The organism is Pseudomonas sp. TE24901 (genome assembly GCF_054058375.1).
The window spans coordinates 336,557-357,147 of sequence record NZ_JBSSAF010000006.1; the positions used below are offsets into that span (position 1 = coordinate 336,557).

34 protein-coding genes are annotated in these 20,591 nt (G+C 56.8%); 22 read left to right on the plus strand and 12 right to left on the minus strand.

The genetic code is table 11. From position 1 onward, the window contains the following. Positions 1–96: 96 nt before the first annotated feature. Genes ACVWVP_RS14730 through ACVWVP_RS14740 form a run of 3 tightly spaced genes read right to left on the minus strand, consistent with a single transcriptional unit; the run spans position 97 to position 913 of the window. The gene (locus tag ACVWVP_RS14730) at positions 97–291 is read right to left on the minus strand and encodes a hypothetical protein (RefSeq protein ID WP_457406753.1); all 195 of its coding nucleotides are present in this window, start codon (positions 289–291) and stop codon (positions 97–99) included. Continuing rightward, the gene (locus ACVWVP_RS14735) at positions 288–479 is read right to left on the minus strand and encodes a hypothetical protein (RefSeq protein WP_099491213.1); all 192 of its coding nucleotides are present in this window, start codon (positions 477–479) and stop codon (positions 288–290) included. The genes ACVWVP_RS14730 and ACVWVP_RS14735 overlap by 4 nt, the downstream gene beginning before the upstream one ends. Then, positions 476–913 carry a hypothetical protein gene (locus ACVWVP_RS14740; RefSeq protein ID WP_457406755.1) on the minus strand — a complete coding sequence of 146 codons (438 nt, stop codon included), beginning with the start codon at positions 911–913 and terminating at the stop codon, positions 476–478. The genes ACVWVP_RS14735 and ACVWVP_RS14740 overlap by 4 nt, the downstream gene beginning before the upstream one ends. Positions 914–1,127: 214 nt before the next feature. Between ACVWVP_RS14740 and ACVWVP_RS14745 the strand changes: the two genes are divergently transcribed. Beyond that, positions 1,128–1,412, plus strand: coding sequence for a hypothetical protein (locus ACVWVP_RS14745; protein ID WP_457406757.1), 285 nt, complete (start codon positions 1,128–1,130; stop codon positions 1,410–1,412). Between the two features lie 229 nt (positions 1,413–1,641). Here the strand turns inward: ACVWVP_RS14745 and ACVWVP_RS14750 are convergent, their stop codons facing one another. Next, positions 1,642–1,833: a hypothetical protein gene (locus tag ACVWVP_RS14750; protein WP_457406760.1), complete on the minus strand. Its 192-nt coding sequence runs from the start codon at positions 1,831–1,833 to the stop codon at positions 1,642–1,644. Positions 1,834–3,061: 1,228 nt separating this feature from the next. On the opposite strand from ACVWVP_RS14750, the gene ACVWVP_RS14755 reads away from it, so the two are divergent. Further along, positions 3,062–3,250 (plus strand): DUF2188 domain-containing protein, encoded by a 189-nt coding sequence (locus tag ACVWVP_RS14755; protein ID WP_457406762.1) that lies wholly within the window; start codon positions 3,062–3,064, stop codon positions 3,248–3,250. Positions 3,251–3,298: 48 nt separating this feature from the next. Here the strand turns inward: ACVWVP_RS14755 and ACVWVP_RS14760 are convergent, their stop codons facing one another. From ACVWVP_RS14760 to ACVWVP_RS14790, 7 genes are all read right to left on the minus strand, one after another. Beyond that, on the minus strand, positions 3,299–4,207 hold the full coding sequence (locus tag ACVWVP_RS14760; protein ID WP_457406764.1) for a DUF7946 domain-containing protein: 909 nt from the start codon (positions 4,205–4,207) through the stop codon (positions 3,299–3,301). 73 nt (positions 4,208–4,280) lie between these two features. Then, positions 4,281–4,496, minus strand: a complete 216-nt coding sequence (locus tag ACVWVP_RS14765; RefSeq protein WP_457406766.1) for a hypothetical protein — start codon at positions 4,494–4,496, stop codon at positions 4,281–4,283. Beyond that, complete coding sequence (locus tag ACVWVP_RS14770) at positions 4,493–4,726, minus strand: hypothetical protein (protein ID WP_457406769.1); 234 nt, start codon at positions 4,724–4,726, stop codon at positions 4,493–4,495. Before ACVWVP_RS14770 ends, ACVWVP_RS14765 begins: the two co-directional genes overlap by 4 nt. Positions 4,727–4,750: 24 nt before the next feature. After that, the gene (locus ACVWVP_RS14775) at positions 4,751–4,978 is read right to left on the minus strand and encodes a hypothetical protein (protein ID WP_457406772.1); all 228 of its coding nucleotides are present in this window, start codon (positions 4,976–4,978) and stop codon (positions 4,751–4,753) included. A gap of 2 nt (positions 4,979–4,980) precedes the next feature. After that, entirely contained in the window at positions 4,981–5,169 is a 189-nt protein-coding gene (locus ACVWVP_RS14780; protein ID WP_457406775.1) for a hypothetical protein, read from the minus strand. A 119-nt stretch (positions 5,170–5,288) separates the two neighbouring features. Beyond that, entirely contained in the window at positions 5,289–5,723 is a 435-nt protein-coding gene (locus tag ACVWVP_RS14785; RefSeq protein ID WP_457406777.1) for a hypothetical protein, read from the minus strand. A 21-nt stretch (positions 5,724–5,744) separates the two neighbouring features. Further along, positions 5,745–6,479, minus strand: coding sequence for a S24 family peptidase (locus ACVWVP_RS14790; RefSeq protein WP_457406779.1), 735 nt, complete (start codon positions 6,477–6,479; stop codon positions 5,745–5,747). A gap of 103 nt (positions 6,480–6,582) precedes the next feature. Here ACVWVP_RS14790 and ACVWVP_RS14795 point away from each other — a divergent pair, with 103 nt between their 5' ends. The 13 genes from ACVWVP_RS14795 to ACVWVP_RS14855 all read left to right on the plus strand — a co-directional run bounded on the left by ACVWVP_RS14795 (position 6,583) and on the right by ACVWVP_RS14855 (position 14,298). Next, entirely contained in the window at positions 6,583–6,816 is a 234-nt protein-coding gene (locus ACVWVP_RS14795) for a helix-turn-helix domain-containing protein (protein WP_073842711.1), read from the plus strand. Between the two features lie 77 nt (positions 6,817–6,893). Beyond that, on the plus strand, positions 6,894–7,319 hold the full coding sequence (locus ACVWVP_RS14800; RefSeq protein WP_457406782.1) for a phage regulatory CII family protein: 426 nt from the start codon (positions 6,894–6,896) through the stop codon (positions 7,317–7,319). Between the two features lie 65 nt (positions 7,320–7,384). Beyond that, complete coding sequence (locus tag ACVWVP_RS14805) at positions 7,385–8,236, plus strand: replication protein (protein WP_457406784.1); 852 nt, start codon at positions 7,385–7,387, stop codon at positions 8,234–8,236. After that, complete coding sequence (locus ACVWVP_RS14810; protein WP_457406787.1) at positions 8,226–9,032, plus strand: ATP-binding protein; 807 nt, start codon at positions 8,226–8,228, stop codon at positions 9,030–9,032. Before ACVWVP_RS14805 ends, ACVWVP_RS14810 begins: the two co-directional genes overlap by 11 nt. 1 nt (position 9,033) lies before the next feature. Then, positions 9,034–9,549, plus strand: a complete 516-nt coding sequence (locus tag ACVWVP_RS14815) for a hypothetical protein (protein ID WP_457406790.1) — start codon at positions 9,034–9,036, stop codon at positions 9,547–9,549. Continuing rightward, entirely contained in the window at positions 9,546–10,181 is a 636-nt protein-coding gene (locus ACVWVP_RS14820; RefSeq protein ID WP_457406793.1) for a recombination protein NinG, read from the plus strand. The genes ACVWVP_RS14815 and ACVWVP_RS14820 overlap by 4 nt, the downstream gene beginning before the upstream one ends. After that, positions 10,178–10,855: a hypothetical protein gene (locus ACVWVP_RS14825; RefSeq protein WP_457406795.1), complete on the plus strand. Its 678-nt coding sequence runs from the start codon at positions 10,178–10,180 to the stop codon at positions 10,853–10,855. The genes ACVWVP_RS14820 and ACVWVP_RS14825 overlap by 4 nt, the downstream gene beginning before the upstream one ends. Before the next feature lie 161 nt (positions 10,856–11,016). Continuing rightward, positions 11,017–11,316, plus strand: coding sequence for a hypothetical protein (locus ACVWVP_RS14830; protein WP_457406798.1), 300 nt, complete (start codon positions 11,017–11,019; stop codon positions 11,314–11,316). A 299-nt stretch (positions 11,317–11,615) separates the two neighbouring features. Then, positions 11,616–12,746 (plus strand): RelA/SpoT domain-containing protein, encoded by a 1,131-nt coding sequence (locus ACVWVP_RS14835; RefSeq protein WP_457406800.1) that lies wholly within the window; start codon positions 11,616–11,618, stop codon positions 12,744–12,746. Between the two features lie 142 nt (positions 12,747–12,888). Further along, positions 12,889–13,227, plus strand: coding sequence for a hypothetical protein (locus tag ACVWVP_RS14840; protein ID WP_003218335.1), 339 nt, complete (start codon positions 12,889–12,891; stop codon positions 13,225–13,227). After that, entirely contained in the window at positions 13,224–13,568 is a 345-nt protein-coding gene (locus tag ACVWVP_RS14845) for a hypothetical protein (protein ID WP_178905153.1), read from the plus strand. The genes ACVWVP_RS14840 and ACVWVP_RS14845 overlap by 4 nt, the downstream gene beginning before the upstream one ends. Positions 13,569–13,617: 49 nt before the next feature. After that, the gene (locus tag ACVWVP_RS14850) at positions 13,618–13,821 is read left to right on the plus strand and encodes a hypothetical protein (protein ID WP_457406802.1); all 204 of its coding nucleotides are present in this window, start codon (positions 13,618–13,620) and stop codon (positions 13,819–13,821) included. A 48-nt stretch (positions 13,822–13,869) separates the two neighbouring features. Continuing rightward, the gene (locus tag ACVWVP_RS14855; RefSeq protein WP_457406805.1) at positions 13,870–14,298 is read left to right on the plus strand and encodes a hypothetical protein; all 429 of its coding nucleotides are present in this window, start codon (positions 13,870–13,872) and stop codon (positions 14,296–14,298) included. A 31-nt stretch (positions 14,299–14,329) separates the two neighbouring features. Here ACVWVP_RS14855 and ACVWVP_RS14860 read toward each other — a convergent pair whose 3' ends face one another. Then, positions 14,330–14,539: a hypothetical protein gene (locus tag ACVWVP_RS14860; protein ID WP_057014259.1), complete on the minus strand. Its 210-nt coding sequence runs from the start codon at positions 14,537–14,539 to the stop codon at positions 14,330–14,332. 73 nt (positions 14,540–14,612) lie between these two features. Between ACVWVP_RS14860 and ACVWVP_RS14865 the strand changes: the two genes are divergently transcribed. The 7 genes from ACVWVP_RS14865 (at position 14,613) to ACVWVP_RS14895 (ending at position 20,591) form a co-directional block, all read left to right on the plus strand. Further along, the gene (locus ACVWVP_RS14865; protein WP_457406807.1) at positions 14,613–15,236 is read left to right on the plus strand and encodes a putative metallopeptidase; all 624 of its coding nucleotides are present in this window, start codon (positions 14,613–14,615) and stop codon (positions 15,234–15,236) included. A gap of 31 nt (positions 15,237–15,267) precedes the next feature. Beyond that, positions 15,268–15,729, plus strand: a complete 462-nt coding sequence (locus ACVWVP_RS14870) for a DUF2280 domain-containing protein (RefSeq protein WP_457406809.1) — start codon at positions 15,268–15,270, stop codon at positions 15,727–15,729. Beyond that, positions 15,716–17,017 (plus strand): terminase large subunit domain-containing protein, encoded by a 1,302-nt coding sequence (locus ACVWVP_RS14875; protein WP_457406811.1) that lies wholly within the window; start codon positions 15,716–15,718, stop codon positions 17,015–17,017. The genes ACVWVP_RS14870 and ACVWVP_RS14875 overlap by 14 nt, the downstream gene beginning before the upstream one ends. Next, complete coding sequence (locus ACVWVP_RS14880; RefSeq protein WP_457406813.1) at positions 17,014–18,474, plus strand: DUF4055 domain-containing protein; 1,461 nt, start codon at positions 17,014–17,016, stop codon at positions 18,472–18,474. The genes ACVWVP_RS14875 and ACVWVP_RS14880 overlap by 4 nt, the downstream gene beginning before the upstream one ends. Beyond that, complete coding sequence (locus ACVWVP_RS14885) at positions 18,449–19,534, plus strand: minor capsid protein (RefSeq protein ID WP_457406815.1); 1,086 nt, start codon at positions 18,449–18,451, stop codon at positions 19,532–19,534. Before ACVWVP_RS14880 ends, ACVWVP_RS14885 begins: the two co-directional genes overlap by 26 nt. Positions 19,535–19,563: 29 nt before the next feature. After that, positions 19,564–19,797, plus strand: a complete 234-nt coding sequence (locus ACVWVP_RS14890) for a hypothetical protein (RefSeq protein WP_457406817.1) — start codon at positions 19,564–19,566, stop codon at positions 19,795–19,797. A gap of 86 nt (positions 19,798–19,883) precedes the next feature. Further along, positions 19,884–20,591: a hypothetical protein gene (locus tag ACVWVP_RS14895; protein WP_457406819.1), complete on the plus strand. Its 708-nt coding sequence runs from the start codon at positions 19,884–19,886 to the stop codon at positions 20,589–20,591.

Below are 20,591 nucleotides of genomic sequence, written 5' to 3' on the forward strand. Positions count from 1 at the left end.
CAGCAAGGGCGCTGAGCAACATCAGGAAGGTACAGACGGAGAGGGCAGAGAAAGAGCCGCGCCAGATGATTAGGCGCCGGGTGCGTTGGTGCGTGGTCACGGCCGAACCCTCACCGCGATCCGCCCGCCCTTCATGGTTGCCGCCAAGCGCTTCGGCAGCGTGGCCACGGCGCGCTCACGCGGCTGGCCGATCACTTCATTGAAGGGAAGGCCAAAGCCCATCATGATCAGGTTCGACTCAACTTCATCGAGCTGCTCGTCGATCAGCAATTTAACCGGTGCGGTGCTCATGCGGCCTCCTTGCGATGCCTGGTGATTTTCAGCAGGCGCTGGCAGTAGTGGTTGAATTCTTCGACGGTGATCGCGTCGCCGGTGAGCATGTTGGTGATCATCCGCACCACCACCGCCTGGGCGCCGGGCTCGCTGGCGGGATGCTCCAGGGCTTCCAGCGCCTCATCGATCAGGATGTGCGGGCTCATAGGTCTGCATCCACGTCGTCTTCTGCCTCTTCCCGTTCCGCTGCTACTGCGTCGGCGGCGTAGGGTCTCAGCAGCGCCACAGCGATCTTCTTGACCGCCTCAATCGGACGCTGCTGGCCCAGCAAGTCGGCAGCGTGGGCGCGGGCATCGCTCTGGCTGCCGAGCATTGCCGACAGCAGCAGGCGGGCAAACGAATCGCGCTGGTCCAGGCCGTCGATCTGGCGCTGGTTCAGGTGGCCTTGCAGAACAGTGCAGAACCGATCGAACGTCACCGCTTGGGACTGGCCGTAGCGGCGCTTCCACTTGATGTCGACGCCGCACACCAGGCGCTCCGCCGAATGCTCAAGCCAGTCCGTAACCTCGTCGCTGTCGCTGACCTCTGGAGGGAACTGAGCGTCGTAACGCTCCTGGCAAATATTCAATGCTGCGTTCATGGTCGCCTCCAAGGTGGCGGGTTGTTCACCTATATTCGTCAACACTCATGCCTCCCGCTGGTTGCCGATGGGCGCGGGGGAGGAGTGCTGACGGGTAGAGGTGGGGAAGGGGAAAGCCTGTTTTTACAGGGGCAGGCTCCCTGTGTCCTCGCTTTCCACAGTCGAGGGAAACCCATATGCTTTGACTTCCACGGTCGAAACAAGGAATACAGTTATGGCGGAATACATGGCTCGAGTTGAGCTGTTCAAGGCGGATGGCGAGGAATACAAAGATCTTCACGAGAAGATGGAAGCCATCGGCCTGAAGAGGACAGTCATATTTGATGACGGCAAGAAGTATGCGATGCCGATAGGCACCTATTTCGGGTCAAGCAGTCTTAGCGCGTCATCGTTGCGAGATAAGATATTGGGGTTTGCAACACCGCTATCATCTCCAGGCGGCCCATCAATTTTCGTGTGTCAATCTCAGGAGTGGTCCGCCCGCCTATTCACTGACTAGGGCCCCTGCCTGACCCATTGGATGCCTCTCTTCCTTTAGGCATCCTGTCTGCCCAATACTTCAAGTGCGCCATCGCGATTGCGAAAGCCCCATCAAAGCTCATGCTTTCGTCAGTCGCGATTTCCTGCACAATTACTCGAACCCGTTCTATCTGAGCTTCGTTCATCGTCTTTCCTCGGTTGTTTTCCCGCTGCCCACCGCTCTGGATGGGCATCAGTGAAAAGCCCCGTTATGCTTGCAGCGCACTCAGTTTCTGGCGGCAGTCGCGAACCTCTACCATGCAGCGAGCGGCTTCCGCCTTGTCACCTCCGCGCAGCGCTTGCTTGGCCCAATGCGTCCAGTCATCAATGAATCCCTGCAGGTCGGCGACCATCGCCGCAGTGGTGCTGACGAACTGCCCTTTGTCGTTGCGAATAGCCATGGTGAATTCCTCTTGGTTGTCATCCCAAGCAGCCCTCGCAAGAAGGCTGCTCAGTGATGCTTTCCGCCGTGACCCGCTACTGGCGTCGGTCACCGGCTTGAATCAAATGTTCTTCCAGCCGCGGGCCTTTCGGCTTGTTCTCCCGCTGGATAACTGTTCTTGGCGCTTTACGCTGCACGCCCGGGTCAGTTGCCAACCCTCTGAACCGTTTAGGCCGGTTCATCGCTGCCTTTGAATCTGGGCCGGTGGTGATCCGGCAAGGGGTATAACCAAAGAGCGGTAGGCGGATGCCCTTCGCAGTGGCTGTGCATCGCTGCGATGAATTAACATTACCGTACGGTAATAAATTAAGTCAATACCAATTGGTAATTAGTTTGTGTCGACCACAAAAAAGCCCGCTCGATGGCGGGCTCTGGATTCAGGTCGGGGAGGGCGGCCTAGGCTTTATGCGTTGCAGTACAGGGTGTTCGCTTGCCGGTCACAACATAAAGCACGTCCACGCCAGCCTTGCCGATGTTGGCCAGGTAGATCGCATTCGGTACTCGAACCCCTCACTCGTATATGCTTTGGGCGTTCACCTTCACTCCGCCCATGATCGCAAGCTCTTCCTGAGTGAGGCTTAGGCGCTTACGCTCTTCGCGTAGACGCTGGGTAATCTCTTTCATTGGATCCCTCCCGTTGTCGAGCCAGCACTTTACCATTCGTGGCGCACAGCCACCATTTGTCACACTGGCTCAGATTGTCCTAAGTGCACCCCGCGAGTAGGCCCATACTCCCTCAAGCCATCAATAAGGGGTTCGCGATGAGAGAGGTACAGCGACGATTGGCTATGACAGCTTGGCGCGACCTGTTCGCACTGCCAGGAAGTAAAATCGACGCGGAGGTGAAGTACTTCGGGTTGTTGCGGCGAGCTGACGCCATGGAGCTTGCAGAACTCATAACCAGTGACGAATGGGTCAGGCTTGTAAAGGAGGCAGGAACATTGCTTGCCAGCACCGCCGAGTGCATGGGTGGACCGGGATAGGGTAGGTACCAGAAGCCGACTCTGGTATGGCATCACACGTTTAAACTGCAGACAAAGAAAAGCCCGCGATGGGGAGGGCGGGCTAAAAGGTGTTCACAAGGAGTTGGCTCAACCATATGTGCTCGATTGTGAAAGAAACGTGAAAGCTTGGGCTCATCAAGTCTACGCTCTATGACCATCAGGGTTTTCGGGTGGTACAGGTGGATGATCAGCTACCGAATCGAGAAAACGAGCAAGGGATGGGCGATGTTCAGAGCGCGGGGATCTCGCCCCGTCATTGAGGCCGATACAAGGCATGAGTTGATAGTCCAGGCAGCCCAGTTACTGGAGGGCTCCAACGCATCCGTCCGCATACAGGGAGCAAACGGAAATTTCCAGGAGCTGAGATTTTAGGCAGATACAAGAAGCCCGGCGCTGGGCCGGGCTTTTGATTGGTAGGAATCAAGTTTCTGTAATGAATAACCTATGAAGTTCCCCGTCCTTGAAGACCGGACGCGCACGCACCTTGAGGCTCGCGTGACTGCCCATAGCTTGTGTGTATGCATTGTTTGGAAAGGATAATGCGACGTCAGTAATCTTCCCATGAACAGATCCTGAAAAACCTTCGATCTGAACGCGGCACACCCCTGTATCAACGCTAAGAGCGTAAATCCGAGAAATAACGTAGTCGCCAGGATCACCAACAGAAACTTCGCCATTTGATCGAATGGCTAGGGCCTCCGGTTCAGTGATCTCAACAGGATGATCAGAGTCCGCAAATTGCGTGATTTGGTCGCACGACTTACCAATTGGAGCTAAGGCATTCCGCATGGGAGACCTTGCCGCCTCAACCAATAACGGGAGCGTCGCGAGCAATTTCTCAGTCAGTTTTTCAGAGGAAAGATGGGCATTATCGTTTGCCTTGATTAACCCGTTCGCCATCACGTGATTGAGGTCCGAAGACTGCTTAGCTTGCTCTCTTATGACCTCTACCAGCTCTTTCACGTCCGAGTTTCCCGATAGTGCTTTCTTGACGTAGGCCAGAACCTGAGCGGTTAACCAGTCGAATGCCTTTTTGTAGACATCCGCAAAAGCAGGCATCTGGTGTGTGATGCCTGTAAGTATAACCAGTGTCTGCTCAAAAGATCCTTCTTTGGGAGGTGCTGAGAAGCACCTTATGTCGGACTGTTGGCGTGATGCCAAGACCTCGCCATAAATGCAGTAATGGCTGATGAGTCTATATAGCTTGGATGCTCCATCCACCGACTTCGCATACTGCCCGGCTTCCAGTAAATGGCGGTTGGCGTCTAGTCCCTCGTACTTCATGTTCATGTGACCGGTAACACCAGTCATCTCATTCCAACCGACCATTGCACATCCTTGAATTTGAAATGACTTATTCCGCTTGTGTTATTTCGTTCCCGCGATTCGCCTCGGCGTCACCTCACCGCACTCCATAGAAGTGGTTCAGCGCAATCAATTCAAACACAGCCACGAAAACGCAGAGCATAACGAATCCAGGGCTGAAAACCCGCTTGCGGCCAGATGAGCCTCCGCCCAGCCCAGCGACGTCGGAATACCCGGGGAGCATCATAAGGAAAGCCAGGCAAGCAATGACCCCAACCTTGCTCCAGAAGCTCTGCTCTCGCCACGCAGTCACTCTTGCGCCTCGAGCGCGCGCTTTATCAGCCCGCTCTTCACATCCCTCGCATACCCATTCAGTCGATCCGCATGCTCATTGAGCTTGCGAATCCGCTGCAGTGCGGCGGGGTAGTCAGCAATAGTGGCGCTCTTGGACGCGATAAACAGATCGCAAGCAGCGTCTTCGATGGCCTCTGCTGCAGCCACCAGGTCAGCGTGAAGTTGTTCGTGTATCTCTTTTTGGTTCATATCGCGTCCAAGGCGAGTGGTATTTCATTCTTTTTTGGATCGAGTGATGGAGCCCAGCTTCACCTCTTCCGCATACCCGACCAGCCTGTCTGCTTCCTCATGGAGCGTAACCACTAAACCCATCAGGGCCATAGCATCGTAATCGCTGAGCTTCGCTGCCAGTTTGCCCAATTCAATACATGTCTCCTCAAGGTTTGAGGCGATCGCCTTCAGGTCGCGACGTAGTTGCTGGTTGGGCTTGGTGAGGGACATATCTATTTCTCCAGAACCTTTCTTAGGTGGGCAATAGCGCGTCTTAGCTGTTCCGCCTGCTCGAAAGTCGATACCGTCAAAGCCTCCAAGCCACCCTCTCTAAATTTCTCGCCCTGATCACAAAGGGTCTGCGCCATTTGCTCAAGCTGTTTGATGTACAGCTCGGTTTGGTAATCAGCGGAGTGCCCCATTGCTATCTCCCTGGAAAATCAAGGCCTAAGCGATTAGGTCTAAGCAACAAGTCGCGGCGCAGCTGTTGATTGGGTTTGGTCAGGGGCATAGGGGCCTCCAGCAAAATTCCACGCAATTTTTACCCTGCTTTAGCTTTGCAAAGTCGCATCGCCACGTTTTGAGCACCGCCAAGTCTTTCAACTATTGACTCCCAAGACTTGCTGCTGGCAACGGAGAGAGCCGCCGCGTGCTTTCCTGTATCGCGGGATTCAACAGCCTCACGGATAGTCAGTAGAAAGCGCAAGAAGTCGCCGCCACTTAATGGGATCTGGCCAATTTCGGAGGCCATCGTCGCCTCGTATTCGAAAAGGCCGGATAGCCTCGTGCACGGCACCCAAATGCCCTGCCAGGACTTTTCGATAATCTTTGGCGGGGGCTGCGTGCGATCCCAGTGAGTATCGTTATGGTGCTGCAATATCCTCAGCGGCGTCCTTAGCTGCATAGTCGCGCAGAATTTGAAGTGCAGGATCAGTTCTGCATCATCCCACTGCGGTGCTTCGCTCTTGTACGTCATCCGTGGCATTTTGGTAATCGCCTAGAGCTTCCGGGCATTCCAGACAAGCAGTACGCGAGCCTGGATATGCACCTTGGCGAGCATATCGCCCTCAATCATGACTGCCGGATACACCGGGTTATCCGAAATCATGCGCAGGGAGCCGCCAGTCAGGCGCTGAAGACGCTTAATAAAAAGCTCGCCCTCCAGCGTGAAGACATAGATCGCATCGGTTCGGATCTCGGTGATGCCACGATCCACCAGCAGGGCGTCGCCGTTACGGAACGTGCCCTCCATGCTGTCACCATCGCCATCGATGATGGCCAGGTTCTCTAGCTTGGAATACGACAAACCCTGAGTCTTGAGCCAGTCAAGGTGAACGGTGATATCCCTGATCACCTCGATATGGTCAGGTGGCACTCTTCCAGGCCCCATCGAGCCAGCTACATCTAGCTGGGGGATGGTGATGAAGTTGGCGTCCCGAGACTTCCTTCGCGAATCAATAGGAATCACGTTGCTTTCCCTGGCGTCGCCTTCACCAATCGGTGCATCTAGCGCGTATCTGGCAAGGCCGAATTCGCTTTCTATTTCCCGGGCGAAGTCCTCTCCAATGGTTTTTGCGCCGTTTTTTCCCGGCTCAAAAAGACATCTGGAGATGAAGTTCTGAGGCTTCTTCAGCTTTTCTGCGAGGCGCGACTGTGCGCCGCGAGCGCCAACCCCGTATTCGGTGTCCATCAGCTTTTTTAGGTTGTGCCTGCGCACTTCGCGAATATCCATCTTGCGATTCTCTACGGGTCATTACTCATTGGTAAATGACCATTCGGTATTGATTAAAAGATTACCGTGCGGTAATAATTGCGCATCACAGAGGAGAACCGTGATGCGAACTAAGCACACCCAGCTTTTGGAGTGGCTCAAAAGCGCTTCCGACGATGCCGTCGAGCGCACCGGGACCTCTCGCGGCTACCTGAAACAAATTGCCTACGGGAACAAGCAAGCCTCCGCTGCGCTTGCGGTTTCGCTTGAGCGTGAATCGGCAGGCGCCCTAAGTCGCCGGTCGTTACGCCCTGCTGATTGGAATTTGATCTGGCCAGAGCTTGCCTCTGCCGCCTGACATCCCTGTCCGTTCCATTGAGCAAATGATCGCCCCTGCACCTGCAGGGCGCCACGTAAAGAATTTCGAGGTGTTACATGCAGGAATTGATGACAGCCATTTATGACGTGGTGGATACGCACGGGGCAGGTCGGATCGCGGAGGGTGCTGACTTCACCAGTCGCACGCTGGTTTCACAAAAAGCAAACCCGCACTACGAAACCCACCGCATGAACGTGGAAGAGCTGCACCGGATTATGAAGTTCACCCAGGATTTCCGCCCATTGAAAGCGTGGGCCGAGGCGTTTGGCTTTGACCTGGTGCCGAAGGACAAGCCCGAGGGCATCAACCTCAATACCGCGCTTTTGCGGCTGCATGCAGATCTGGCTGACGTGACCCGACTGGCGTTCGATGCCCAGGCCGACGGGCACGTCTGTTCGCGGGAAAAGTCGGTGCTGCTGAAGGAGGCTGAGGAAGTGATCGTCAGCCTGGAAGTCTTCAAGCAGTCCGTGAAGGCAGCCTGAATTACAGACACAAAAAAGCCGACGGTCGAGGTCGGCTTCTTCAACAGCTTTATGCGAGAGAAATCATGCCAAACATTGTTCCGATACACAACCCTCGGGGGTTCACCCGAATGGACAACCAGATGATGGATGGCTTGATGGCCATCGATTTGTCGGCGCGTGAAATGAAGATCGTTCTGTACGTGGCAAAGGCCACCTTGAACTTCAGCACAGGCGCACATCGTATTCCAGCAGTCGATATCGCCAAGGCAACCCATATTCACCCTGACACGGTGTCGAAGGCTATCTCTGGCCTGCTGCGCCGTCGTGTGCTGTACCGAGAGGGTGGTGCCCGCGGTGACATCGGCGTTTGCGACCCAAAAGAGTGGATCTTCGTAGTAGAGCCGAAACAGACCATATCGTCTGATTCGGCTCAAGTGGTCCGAATCGGCTCAGCAGCGAAACAGACCCAAACCGACGACTCCCTTCTTTATACAAAGAAAGAACCCCTATTAACTCTTTCTTCGAAAGAGATTAATCCGCCCCAACCAAAAATCGAACCGCCGAAGCCTGATCGCAAGACTCCGTACGGCATGGCCCAGTTGCTGGCCGACAACCCGTACAACGTCCCTGAGCAACTGCTCGCCGACTGGCTAACTCAGCGCAAGGCCAAGCGGGCCGCAGTAACAGCCACCGTCTGGTCGACCGTGAACACCGAACTGGCCAAGTGCGCTGAGGCTGGGATCACCGCCGCCGACGCAATTACCGAGGCGCTGAATTCTGGTTGGCAGGGTTTCAAGGCGTCCTGGGTGATCAAGCGCCTGGCGGAATCCGCACCGGCCTCGGCACAACCCACCCAGTCCCGCCACACCGGTTTCGCTGAGCGTGATTACAAATCCGGCTTGATCGAGCGGGAGGACGGATCTTATGCGTTCTGACAAAGTCGTTTCGATGCCCAGCGCCGTCCCAGCCCCCCAGCAAACCACGGGAGTTTGTGAGGACCACGGTCAGTTCCCGCAGCAGGTGAACGTGATCTTTGGCCGGGAGTTCAAAACCGGTTGCCTAGAGTGCAGTCGCATCCGCAACGAGGAAGAGTCCGCACGCAAGGAGGCCCAGGAAGCCCAAATGCTGCGTATGCGCATAGCGGAAAAGCTGGGCGCCGCGCTGATCCCCAAGCGCTTCGCTGGCAAGACGTTCGCCGGGTACATCGCCGATACCGCCGAACAGCAGAAGGCGCTGAAGACCTGCATCCGGTACGCGGCAGAGTTCAAGCAGATCTCCGCCGCCGGCCGATGCCTGTTGCTGCTGGGCAAGCCCGGTACCGGCAAGACGCATCTGTCAGTCGCCATCGCCAACGAGATCATGGCCAAGTCGAGCGACACCGCTGTGTACCGCACGATCGGTTCGGTGCTTCAGGCTATCCGCGCCACCTACGACCACTCCGGCGACAAGTCAGAAAGCCAGATCCTGTCGAGCCTCATCAGTCCCTCGCTGCTGATTCTCGACGAGATCGGCGTGAGCAAGGAGAAGCCCAGCGACTTCGAGCTGACGACCTTGTTCTCGATCATCAACGGCCGGTACGAAGAGCTGAGGCCCACCGTCATCGTGTCCAACCTCGACGCGAAGGCATTGGCCAGCGCTATCGGCGAGCGTTGCGCAGACAGGCTTCGGGAGGGCGGTGTGATCGTTATCCCGTTCGAGTGGGAATCACAGCGCGGCAAGGAGGGATTCTGACATGGCGAAACCGGCAAAGCCCCGACCAATGCCCGTATACCTGGTGCTGCGCCGCCTGGTTGATCCAGCCACCGGCAAGGAGGTGGCAGCGTTCGTGCCGTCCTCCGATGCCGATCGGTCGATCCTGCGCGAGCGTGAATTCAAGATGAATGCGAAGATCCGCGCCGACCTCAAGCAGCCTCGCAACCCACGGTTCAACGGTTTGGTCCACGGCCTGGGCCGGGTGCTGAGCCAGAACATCGATCGGTTCTCTGGCAAGCAGTCTCACGACGCAATCAAGGCCCTGCAGCTGGAGTCTGGCGTGTACTGCGACGAGGAGCTGTTCGACATCCCTGGTCTGGGTCAGCTCACTCGCAAGACACCCCGCAGCCTTTCCTACGACTCGATGGGGGAGGAGACATTCCAAGACTTCTGGCGCCAGTGCTGCGCGTACCTGGTGCTGCATGACTGGCCGACGCTAACGGAAGAGCGTTTGACCGAAATGGCCGAGTTCGAAGCATTCAAGGAGGCCGCATGAGGCGCACCCCACTACAGCGGAAAACCCCGCTCACGTCCGGCGGCCCACGTCGCAAGCGCTGCCCTTCGTGCCGGGTGATGTTCACTCCCGCTCGCGCCACGCAAGCCGTGTGCGGTGAGATCGAGTGCGCCATTGCTCACGGGCAGTCGGAGAAGGGCCGGGCGATCGCCGGCAAGGCCCTGGCCGAAGTAGGGCGCCGCGACATCAAGGTTCGCAAGGAGAAGCTGAAGAGCAGGGCGGACCATTTGCGCGAAGCCCAGGCCGCGGTGAACGAGTACGTGCGCCTGCGTGACGCGCACCTGCCGTGCATCAGCTGTGACTCGACGCCGAACGACAACGACCTCATGACCGGTAGCCGCTGGGACGCCGGGCACTACCGATCGGTGGGTGCCTGCCCGGAACTGCGCTTCGAGCCGCTGAACATCCACCGGCAGTGTGTGAAGTGCAACCGCAACCTATCCGGCAACGCAGTGGAGTACCGCATCCGCCTGGTGCAGCGCATCGGCGCCGAGAAGGTGGCTTGGCTGGAAGGGCTGCACCCGGCCTGCAAGTACACCGTGGAAGAGATCAAGGCCATCAAGGCCAAGTACCGGGCAAAGACCAAAGAACTGAAGAAGGGGCTCGCAGCATGAAACTGATCAACGCAAGGCAGGTATGGACTGAGGCTCAGCACGAATCGAACGCGTCGATCAGCGCAGTGGCCATCGACAAAGCACAATCGGCACCGATCAAGAAGGGGCAGCGCATGCGCCGCGCCGAGGCTGTGTTCGCTGCGCTTGGGGAAGACAAGGAGGAGCGTATTCAGGTTGTGCGCCAGAAGATCAGCATCAGCGAAACCCGGCGCACACCTGCCGGCCGCTCCACCGCTCGCGCCGCGCACCTGGCCACCATCGGCAAGGTACTGCGCGCCATCGATACCTTGCCGTTCCAGGTGCAGCAGTTCGGGCACTACCTGTACCACCCGGCTATGAACATGAAGCACCTGTTGAACGCGGTGCTGCTGATCACTGCCAAGGCGGCGCTGCCAGACCTGACTTCGGCCAAGCGCGTGAAGGCGCAGTATCTGGTTACCCTGGCCCTGCAATCATACAAGGGGGAGGTCGCAGGATCTGCAGAGTGGGGGCCGGCTCGGGTATCCGCAGAGATGATGGCGTTCTTCGGCGCCACAGTGGACCAGAACAACTGGAACCGCGATTGGCGAGACCTGTGGATTGCACTGAGAAAGGTCATCGAAGAAGTGGATATACAGGCGCAACAACCACTATGGCAGGTGATTCACTCGGAAAATGACAAAGATGCGGCATAAAGGTATTGACATGAATGAACATTGAAGGTACTTTTCCCATAGTGCACAAGTAACGCGAAACGCACACGAAACCCTGAACCCGGACAAGCGCCGGGTTTTTGTTGTCTTTGATCTTGCCCTTGCTTACATTGGCGCCTCTTTCAGCTTTAGGCATGGACAGCATGATTAATTCAAAAGAACAGTTGGAAAACGTTGTAGAAATGTTCAGTTTTTTCCAAAAAAACTCGCCTCTGTCAATGGGCCGCTATTTGGATCTTCAGCTTCCTGAGCGCCACACAGATCAACAACAAGCACAGTATGCGCAGGTGTTGCTGGATACGTTCAAGCTTGTTGATGGGGACGACTTGTTCGATATCGATCGCCCGATTAATGAGGGCTCTATCATCCGAGGCCTTAGTGATAATGGTAAAGTTGCTTGCGCAATGCTATTGCGTATGGCCGCTGCAAAAGGCATCAGGTAACCGAATTTTGTTGTGATTGAGCCTCGCTTTTAGCGGGGCTTTTTTATGCCTCAAATTCACCTATAGCCAGGACAGCCCTCGGGAGTTCTGGACGTCGATAGCCGGTAGTGCGACGTACGAGAACGACACCGTCAGCCTGTGCACTCTGGCCTCACATGCTTGTGGAGTGGTGCCGGATCAGTGGAGGAGCCGCGCGCATCGATCCAGTCTCTCGATGTTGCCATGTCTTCCTGAATGCTCAGACTTGATATAGCACTGGTTAAGTGGCTTAGAGGTGAGGCATGATTCGAGGTTCAAGCGTGAAATTTGACGATGAATCTTCAATAGCCAGTGGGAAGGTGAAAATGGCATGGGTTAAGCCGGCATACAGCAAGGAGCGAGTTAAGAAGGCGGGGATGGCGCTTATAAGTGACACTGCGGATTTTGATGAGATCGATCAGGCCTTGGAGGTCCTTAACAATTGGCGGTCAATTCATAGCTACCCTGTAAATACTTTCCAGGCCAGTCTGCGCGCCAAGCTCAATAAACTGAATTTGGAAGCGACAGTTGCTCAGCGCCTAAAGCGTATCCCTTCTATTCTCGCAAAGCTGCATCGGTTCCCCAAAATGAGCCTGTCGCGAATGCAAGATATTGGCGGGTTGCGTGCGGTAGTAGAGTCCTCTGATGCAATTTACAAGTTGTGGGACTCTTACCGTGAAAGCCGTTTCGATCATGTGCTTGTTTCTGAGTACGACTACATTGCTGAGCCAAAGGCGTCTGGGTATAGAGGTATTCATCTCATCTATAAGTACAATAATCGGAAGGGTGATGGACCTTCTTACGAAGGACTGCAACTGGAAATACAGATTCGAAATCGAATCCAGCATGCTTGGGCTACAGCGGTAGAAACGGCTGGTGTTTTTCTTGAACAGGCACTCAAGTCAAGTATTGGAAATGAAAAGTGGCTCGAGTTTTTCGCTTACGCTTCGTCTTCGTTTGCGATCGTTGAGAACCTTCCTGTTTTTGAAGGGCATCGTACCCTCACTCAGGATGAGATTTTTGATAAAACGCTGGCTTTGGAGGTAGAGCTCGAGGTGATTTCGAAGCTTGAGATGTATAAGGCTGTGGTGGAAATTCCTAAGGATGTGCAGGGCAAGGCACACTATTTCCTTATGGAACTGCAGCCCAAAGACAATCAGATTGAAATTACCGGATATGCGAGGGCTGAGCTCGTAAAGGCTACAGAAGATTATCTGGAGGCAGAAAAGACTGCGAAAGGTTCTCCCGAGATCCAGATCGTTTTGGTGGCTGCACAGTCTCTTGAGTCATTGAAGAAGGCTTATCCCAACTACTTCTTGGATACAAAGCATTTTGTAGAGAATCTCAGAAAAATAAGAGAGGCGCAGAAACGTAAGGCCGTGAAGGCATTGCCTGCTCTTCCTAAAAAGTAACGCCTGCGCTACAGCTTTCAAGTCTACCGAGCCCCGCCTACAGCGGGGCTTTTCCGTTTTCGGTCCCGCCACACCCTTCGCTCTGAGCAGGGAGTGCCGCCGGGGCTGACCTATTTCAAACATGCCCCACGGAGTCGAGCGCATGGAGTATCTACAGCGCCTGCTCGACAAGATCGACAGGTTCGAATTGCTGATTGCTGGTCTCGTTGGAGCTGTGATCGCCAGCTGGTGGCACAAGGACGACTTGAACGACTGGCGTGCCTGGATGATCTTCCTCATCACTGGCATGGCCTGCTCGATCTACCTTACGAGCATGGTCAGCACCTACCTGGGCGTGACCGAGCCGAAGATTGTCGCCGGCATCGGTTTCCTTCTAGGTGCATTCGGCGGCTCGCTCCTGGCGGCCATCAATCGAGCCATCAAATCCGCTGATCTCTGGGCGCTCATTCGCCAGCGGTTCGGGGGAGGCAATCCACCATGAATCTTGAACTGATCAACTCCATCGCCTGCGGCCTTATCGCGCTGTGGGCAGCCTGGTGCGTACTGAGCGGGAAGGTGAGGGACGGCATCCTCGGGAAGCTGATTTACTCGACCATCGCCATCAGCGGCTTCGTCGTAATGGCGCGCAGTCAAAACATCTTCTTCGGCCCGACCACTGCCGGTCTGACTCTGCATGTCGCGCTGGCCCTGGCTGGTGCCCGGCACATCTTCATGGTCACTTACTGGCAGCGGGTGAAGGTCTGGCTGTGCCGGACGCTGAACTGCGAGCACTGCCTGCACTGCGACAAGGCGCCAGGTGGCATAGAGCGCCGGGGTAAGTAATCCGCGCCACGTTTTCGAGTGCGCCAAATCGTGGCGCGAGGTTTTGCAGATGAGCAACGTCACCCGACTGCGCCACGCGCTACCGATGAGCCCGGACATCAACAAGGCAGTGAGCGCTCTCGACAAGGCCATTGCCGATGCCGTGGACGCCGCCAAGCAAGCAGGTTTGCCCCAAGGACTGATCGTAGGGTTACTCCACGGTCACGCCCATGCACAAACTCACCAGATGGTTAGTGGAGGCAGTGCTACATAAATCTGTAAGCGCGCTATCATCAGCTCATTACTATGCCAGGGAATGAAAATGAGCGTGGATACACGTAGTGTGCTGCTCCATCAGTCGGCAAGCACAGAGTCGATGGGGTTTGACCGTTTTGTCTTAGGTGCCACTTTAGCCGCATGCGCTTATCTGGCTCAGACGATTCCTTTTGCGCCCCTGGGGCACAACATCGAAACCATGTACCTGTGGACTCTGGTCGTTATGGCAGCAGCAGCCTTTTTTGGGTTTAAGCGAATCGAAGCCGTAATTGAGATGGTGAAATTCAACTCTCAGTACCTGGCGGATTTGGAGACCGGTAAGGTCAAAACCGAAGATCGTTTTAACCGGTACCAAGCAGCGCTTAATAGGAGATCGCGCCGAACATTGAGTTTTTATAAGGCGCGCAACACCACTCTATTCATGTCGTTTACTTGCTATGTGGCAACGAAGGTTTTTGCAACCTATCTAATTTAGATGTGCCGCAGGTGAGTGCGGCACGGATGGATCACTTGGCTTTCAGGGCTTCTTGAATCTGATCAACGTACAATGAAAGCCGGCCAAGTTCGGTTTCAAGATCGTGCGGTTTTCCGGAAGAAACGGCGCCTAAGATCAACTCAAGCGCAATCGCGCCTGCAACACCGCGCTGACTATCCGGCGCGAGTCGGTTGTAAGAAAGGTTCCCGGTTGTTGCTATTGCTTTCAAAGCTTCAGACATGCTGCTTTCCTTCCGTTGAGTCGATCCTTACCAATACCGGCAACGCGCCACTATTTCAAGCCCAAGGTGAACCATGGACAGGCCATATCCTCCATCGTCACTGCTTGAATTGCCCGACCTGAGCGACTTCGGCATCCGTCTGACACCAGCACCTGAAGTATGGGAGTGGCTACAAGCCGAGATCCTTGCCGACACCGGCAGCATTCACAACGAAGACCATGCCCATCTACTGGATGCAGACATCCGGATCATGTGGGCGTCATCGAGCTTCGCCAAGCAGGGGCGCACGGTACTGGGCCAGGCCGAACAGGTAGCGTTCCGTGCTGGCGGGTGGCAGAAAGCCCGGATGGAGCAGCAGATGCGTGATTGGTTCGGCGACGTGCCGACCTTCATCATCACCTTGGCTGCTGACTACTGCGCCCAGTGTTCTGACGCCGAGTTCTGCGCACTGGTCGAGCACGAGCTGTATCACATCGCCCAGGCGAAGGATCAGTACGGCGCACCCAAGTTCACCCAGGAAGGCTTGCCCAAGCTTGAGATGCGCGGACACGACGTAGAAGAGTTCGTCGGTGTGGTTCGCCGCTACGGTGCAAGCCCTGACGTTCAAGCGTTGGTGGATGCTGCAAACAGTCCTGCCGAGGTGGGGAAATTGAACATTGCGAGGGCCTGCGGAACCTGTCTGCTCAAGTCGGCCTGATTCTGGACAGGCTCTGGACGGATGAGAATCTATGGCAGCCCTTCAAAGCGACGTGAAGGCCTTTATCGTTCAGGCCCTGGCGTGCTTCGACACGCCCTCACAGGTTGTTGAAGCTGTCCAGAAAGAATACGGGGTCGTTGTAACCCGCCAGCAGGTGGAAACACACGACCCGACGAAGACATCGGGTAAAGGCCTGGCAAAGCGCTGGGTGACGATGTTCGAAGACACCAGGAAGCGATTCCGCGAAGAGACGGCAGAGATCCCGATCGCAAACCGTGCCTTCCGCCTCCGGGCCATGAACCGGTTTGTTGAAAAGGCCGAGACGATGAAGAACATCGGTTTGGCCTTGCAAATTCTCGAGCAGGCCGCGAAAGAAACCGGCGACATCTACGTCAACCGGGCGCGGAAGGAAGAGGCGGGCGACGAACCGGTAATCCCGACCCGCATCCAGGTCGACGTGGTGGATGCGAGGAAGCCGAATGCCGAGCCTTAACGTTCCGCAGGCTCAGTTCCTCACGCTTCCCCACAAATTCCGCGCGTTCGTCGCAGGGTTCGGCTCAGGCAAGACCTGGGTGGGATGCTCGGCGCTGAGCAAGCACTTCATGGAGTGGCCCGGCGTTAACGCTGGCTACTTCGCACCGACTTACCCGCAGATCCGGGACATCTTCTATCCGACTATGGATGAGGTGGCCTACGACTGGGGGCTGAAGACCAAGATCAACCAGGCGAACCACGAAGTTCACATCTACAGCGGCCGGCAGTATCGCGGCACTGTGATTTGCCGCTCGATGGAGAAGCCGCAGACCATCGTGGGCTTCAAGATCGGTCAGGCCCTGGTCGATGAGCTGGACGTGATGAGCTTGCTGAAGGCTCAGCAGGCCTGGCGCAAGATCATTGCACGGATGCGTTACAACTTGCCCGGGCTGAAGAACGGGGTGGACGTCACCACGACGCCGGAAGGCTTCAAGTTCGTATACCAGCAGTTCGTCAAACAGTTGCGTGACAAGCCGGCGCTGAACGACATGTATGGCCTGGTGCAGGCCAGCACGTTCGACAACGAGCTGAATCTGCCGGATGACTACATCGCATCGCTGATGGAGTCGTATCCGCCGCAATTGATTCAAGCCTATCTCCGTGGGCAGTTCGTCAACCTGACGTCCGGCACGATCTACACGGCCTACGACCGCAAGCTAAACGGGTGCTTCGACACCGTGCAGCCTGGCGAGCCGCTGTTCATCGGGATGGACTTCAACGTCGGCAAGATGGCGGCGATCACGCACGTCAAGCGCGAACAGGGGTTGCCCAGGGCCGTGGATGAACTGATCGACGGTTATGACACGCCCGACATGATCCGCCGCATCAAAGAACGCTACTGGCGGCACGACGGCAATGACTTCAAGAAGACATGCGAGATCAGGATATACCCGGATGCTTCGGGCGATTCGCGCAAGTCCGTGAACGCCAGCATCACTGACCTGGCCATGCTGAAACAGGCAGGCTTCGCGGTCATCGCTCCGGCGGCAAACCCGCCGGTGAAGGACCGAATCAATGCAATGAACGCTGCCTTCTGCAATGCACAGGGTGAGCGCCGCTACCTGATCAACCCATTTACCTGCCCAACCTATGCCGATGGCCTGGAGCAGCAAGTGTGGGGAGCGAACGGGGAGCCAGATAAAACCGCCGGTATCGATCACGCGAACGACGCCGGCGGCTACTTCATCCACCGCGAGTACCCGATCATCAAACCGGTCACCGCAATGAAAATGGGGGTCGCTCGATGACGGACGTCACTTTCACGCGTCCCGAGTACACGGCGGCGAAATACCGCTGGCGCTTGGTGCGCGACGTCTGCAAGGGCTCGGAAACGGTAAAGGCCGCTGGCGATTACTACCTGCCCAGGCCGAATGCCTCGGACAAGTCCCAGGACAACAAGGATCGGTACGACGCATACAAGAAGCGTGCTGTGTTCTACAACGCCACTGGGCGCACGAAGCACAGCTTGGTAGGCGCCGTCTTCCGCACCTGGCCAACGCTGACTGTGCCCGGCGCGCTCGACTACGTTACAAAGGACATCGACGGGCAAGGCGTCAGCGTCTACCAGCAATCGCAGTCGGTCATCGGGCATTTGCTCGAAGTTGGTCGTCACGGGCTGCTGGTGGACTATGCCGCCGTTGAGCCTGGCACTGTGAGCAAGGCAGACGAGCAGGCCGGGCGCGCCCGCGCAAACGTCGCCAGCTACCCGGCTGAATCAATTATCAACTGGAAGACGCGCCAGGTTGGCGGTCAGCATCTGTTGAGCCTGGTTGTGCTGCGCGAAAAGATCGACGTCGATACTGACGACGGGTTCGGCAGTGAGCAGGTTGTGCAATACCGCGTGCTGCGCCTGGATGTGTCCGGCGTGTACACCCAGGAAGTATGGGAGGAGGGCTCCAGCAAGACGGAGATGACGGTGGCGCCTTTCGCCCCGCTGAACGGCTCAGGTCAGCCGTGGCGAATCATCCCGTTCCAGTTCCTGGGCAGCGAGAACAACGACACCAGCATCGACGATTCGCCGCTGTACGACATGGCCGAAGTGAACATCGGTCATTACCGCAACAGCGCGGATTATGAAGAGGCAGCTTACTTGGTGGGCCAGCCCCAACCATGGATGTCTGGCCTTGATGAGCAATGGCGCGACCACCTCGAAAATGCAGGGATCTTCCTGGGCTCCAGGGCGCCTTGGCTGCTCCCTGTGAATGGCGCATGTGGCGTATGGCAGGCGCAGCCCAACACCGTCGCCAAAGAGGCCATGGACGCCAAGAAGCAGGACATGGTGTCCCTCGGCGCCCGTCTGATCGAGCGTGGTAGTGCAGTGAAAACCGCAACCCAGGCCGACAACGACAGCGCCGCCGAACACAGCGTCCTCTCCTTGGTGGTGAGCAACGTCAGCGAGGCGTACAGCCAGTGCCTGGTCTGGATGGCCGAGTTCGTGAACGCTCCGGGCGAAGCGATCTACAAACTCAACCAGGACTTCAGTCAAATCACTCTGGACGCGACGATCCTGGCGGCACTGTTCAATGCGGTGCAGGGCGGCAAGCTGCCGGAAGGCGACTTCTGGCAGTACCTGCGTGATCGCGGCGTGATCAACCCGGAGAAGACGGACGACGAAATCCGGGGCGAACTGGAGGCACAAAGCACTGGCCCTGACCTGGATGACGACGAGGTAATTCCGAATGGCGGCAAATCAGGCAATCCTTGACGCCACGATCCGGCATGCCGTGTTCCTGGAGCAGCTGAAGTCGGGTGAGGTTGCGAAGTTCGCGCCTTTCCTCAAGGAGATCGACCGTTCGATCCGCGAGCGACTGACCCGGGCGGACCTGACGGATTACACCGTCGCCCGCCTGGAACGGCTGCTGAGCGAAGTCGACAGCCTCCTTCTGGGCATCTTCGACCGGTACAGCGAAAAGCTGAACCTCGACCTGGTGGACATCGCCAATTACGAGGCCGAGTTTGAGGCGACCAGCCTGACCCGGGCGGCGCCGGTGGGCGTGTCGTTCGATGCTGCGGTGCCAGGTGCTGCGGCAATCAGGGCGGCGATCCTCACCAATCCGCTCAGCGTGCGCGGTGCCGACGGCGGGAAGCTGCTCAAATCGTTCATTGATGGCTTCACCGCCACGGAGCGGCAACGCCTCACAGGCGCGATCAGGCAGGGCTTCTTCGAAGGCCAGACCAACTTCCAAATCATCAAGAACATTCGCGGCACCAAGGCGCTCCAGTACAACGACGGCATTCTGGCCACCACCAACCGCAACGCCGGGGCCATCGTGCGGACGGCGGTGCAGCACGTCGCCACACAGGCGCGCATGGAGACGCTGAAGGAAAACAGCGATGTCGTGCAGTCGGTTGAGTGGGTCAGCACCCTGGATTTGAAGACCACCAGTCAGTGCCGGACGCTGGATAAGCAACGATTCAAGCTGACCGAGGGGCCGAGGCCGCCGATCCACATCAACTGCCGCTCCACGGTGGTGGCGGTGACGCGCTTCAGCGCTCTGTTCGCCAAGGACGCCACGCGGGCATCCATCGGCGATAGCGGTGCGCAGCAGGTGAGGGCAGACCTCGGCTACTACGACTGGCTCAAGCAGCAGCCAGCGGCGTTTCAGGACAAGGCTATCGGCCCGGTTCGGGCCAAGCTGTTCCGTGAAGGCGGGCTGAGCATCGAGCGGTTCTCAGAGCTGCAGCTTGATCGCAACTTTGCGCCTCTGACCCTTGTGCAGATGAAGGCTCTTGAGCCTCTGGCGTTTCAAAGGGCTGGATTGTAAAGTCCGGCTTCTTCCAAAGGAGCTGGGCAATGAGATTACTTTTCAAGGCAAACGATGTTAAAACCGGCGAGATTCATCATCTGAACGCGGTGTACAACAGCGATAACGACAAAAATAACGGTCTGCCGCCGACGCATGTCGAGGATTTAAGAGGGGGGCGTGTTGTTCAGGGTACACATTCCGACGGCACGCTGAAGCGTAATAGCTACATATTGCCGAATGGAAATGAGCTAGATTCGAACGATAAATACGCGCCCTGGTAACAATTAATCACCAATAAAACCCGCCTTGAGCGGGTTTTTTTATGCCCGCAGGCAGGGCCTGCACCTACGTCTCTGGGAGACACCCAATGCTGAAATTTCAACTGGACAGCCTGGATGGTGTCGACGAAACCGTGCGCGCTCTTTACACCGAGAAGGACGGCAAGTTCGTGCTCGGCATTGAAGGTCTGCCACAGCAAGAAGATGTATCCGGCCTGAAGGCCAAGGTTGATGAACTGCTCGGCGAGAAGAAGCTGGCCGAGAAGAAAGCGCGCGAGGCCGAAGAGTTGGCCCGTACTGAGCGTGAAGAGGCCGCTCGCAAGTCCGGCAACGTCGAAGAGCTTGAAAAATCCTGGTCTGAAAAATTCAACCGCCGCGAAGCTGAGCTGAACGGCTTGCTGGAACAGGAGCGTGGAACGCTGAGCACTCAGATCCGGGATCTGACCGTCGGCCGTACCGCTACTGACATCGCGTCTGCCCTGGCAATCCCAGGCAGCGCCAAAGCCCTGTTGCCGCACATCGAACGCCGCCTGAGCGTCGAGCAGCGCGACGGGAAGCCTGTCGTGGTCGTGCTCGACCAGCAGGGCAAGCTCTCGGCGGCAACGCTTGATGAGCTGAAAGCAGAATTCGCAAACGACACGGCCTTCGCGCCGTTGATCGCGGGTAGCAAGGCATCTGGCGGCGGGGCTGCTGGTGCTGGAGGTGGCGGCGGGGCCGCAAAAGGAAAAATCGGCGGCACCAAAGAGGAACGTACGGCCGCGATCGCGAGCCGGTTCCCGGATCTCCCACAATCGTAA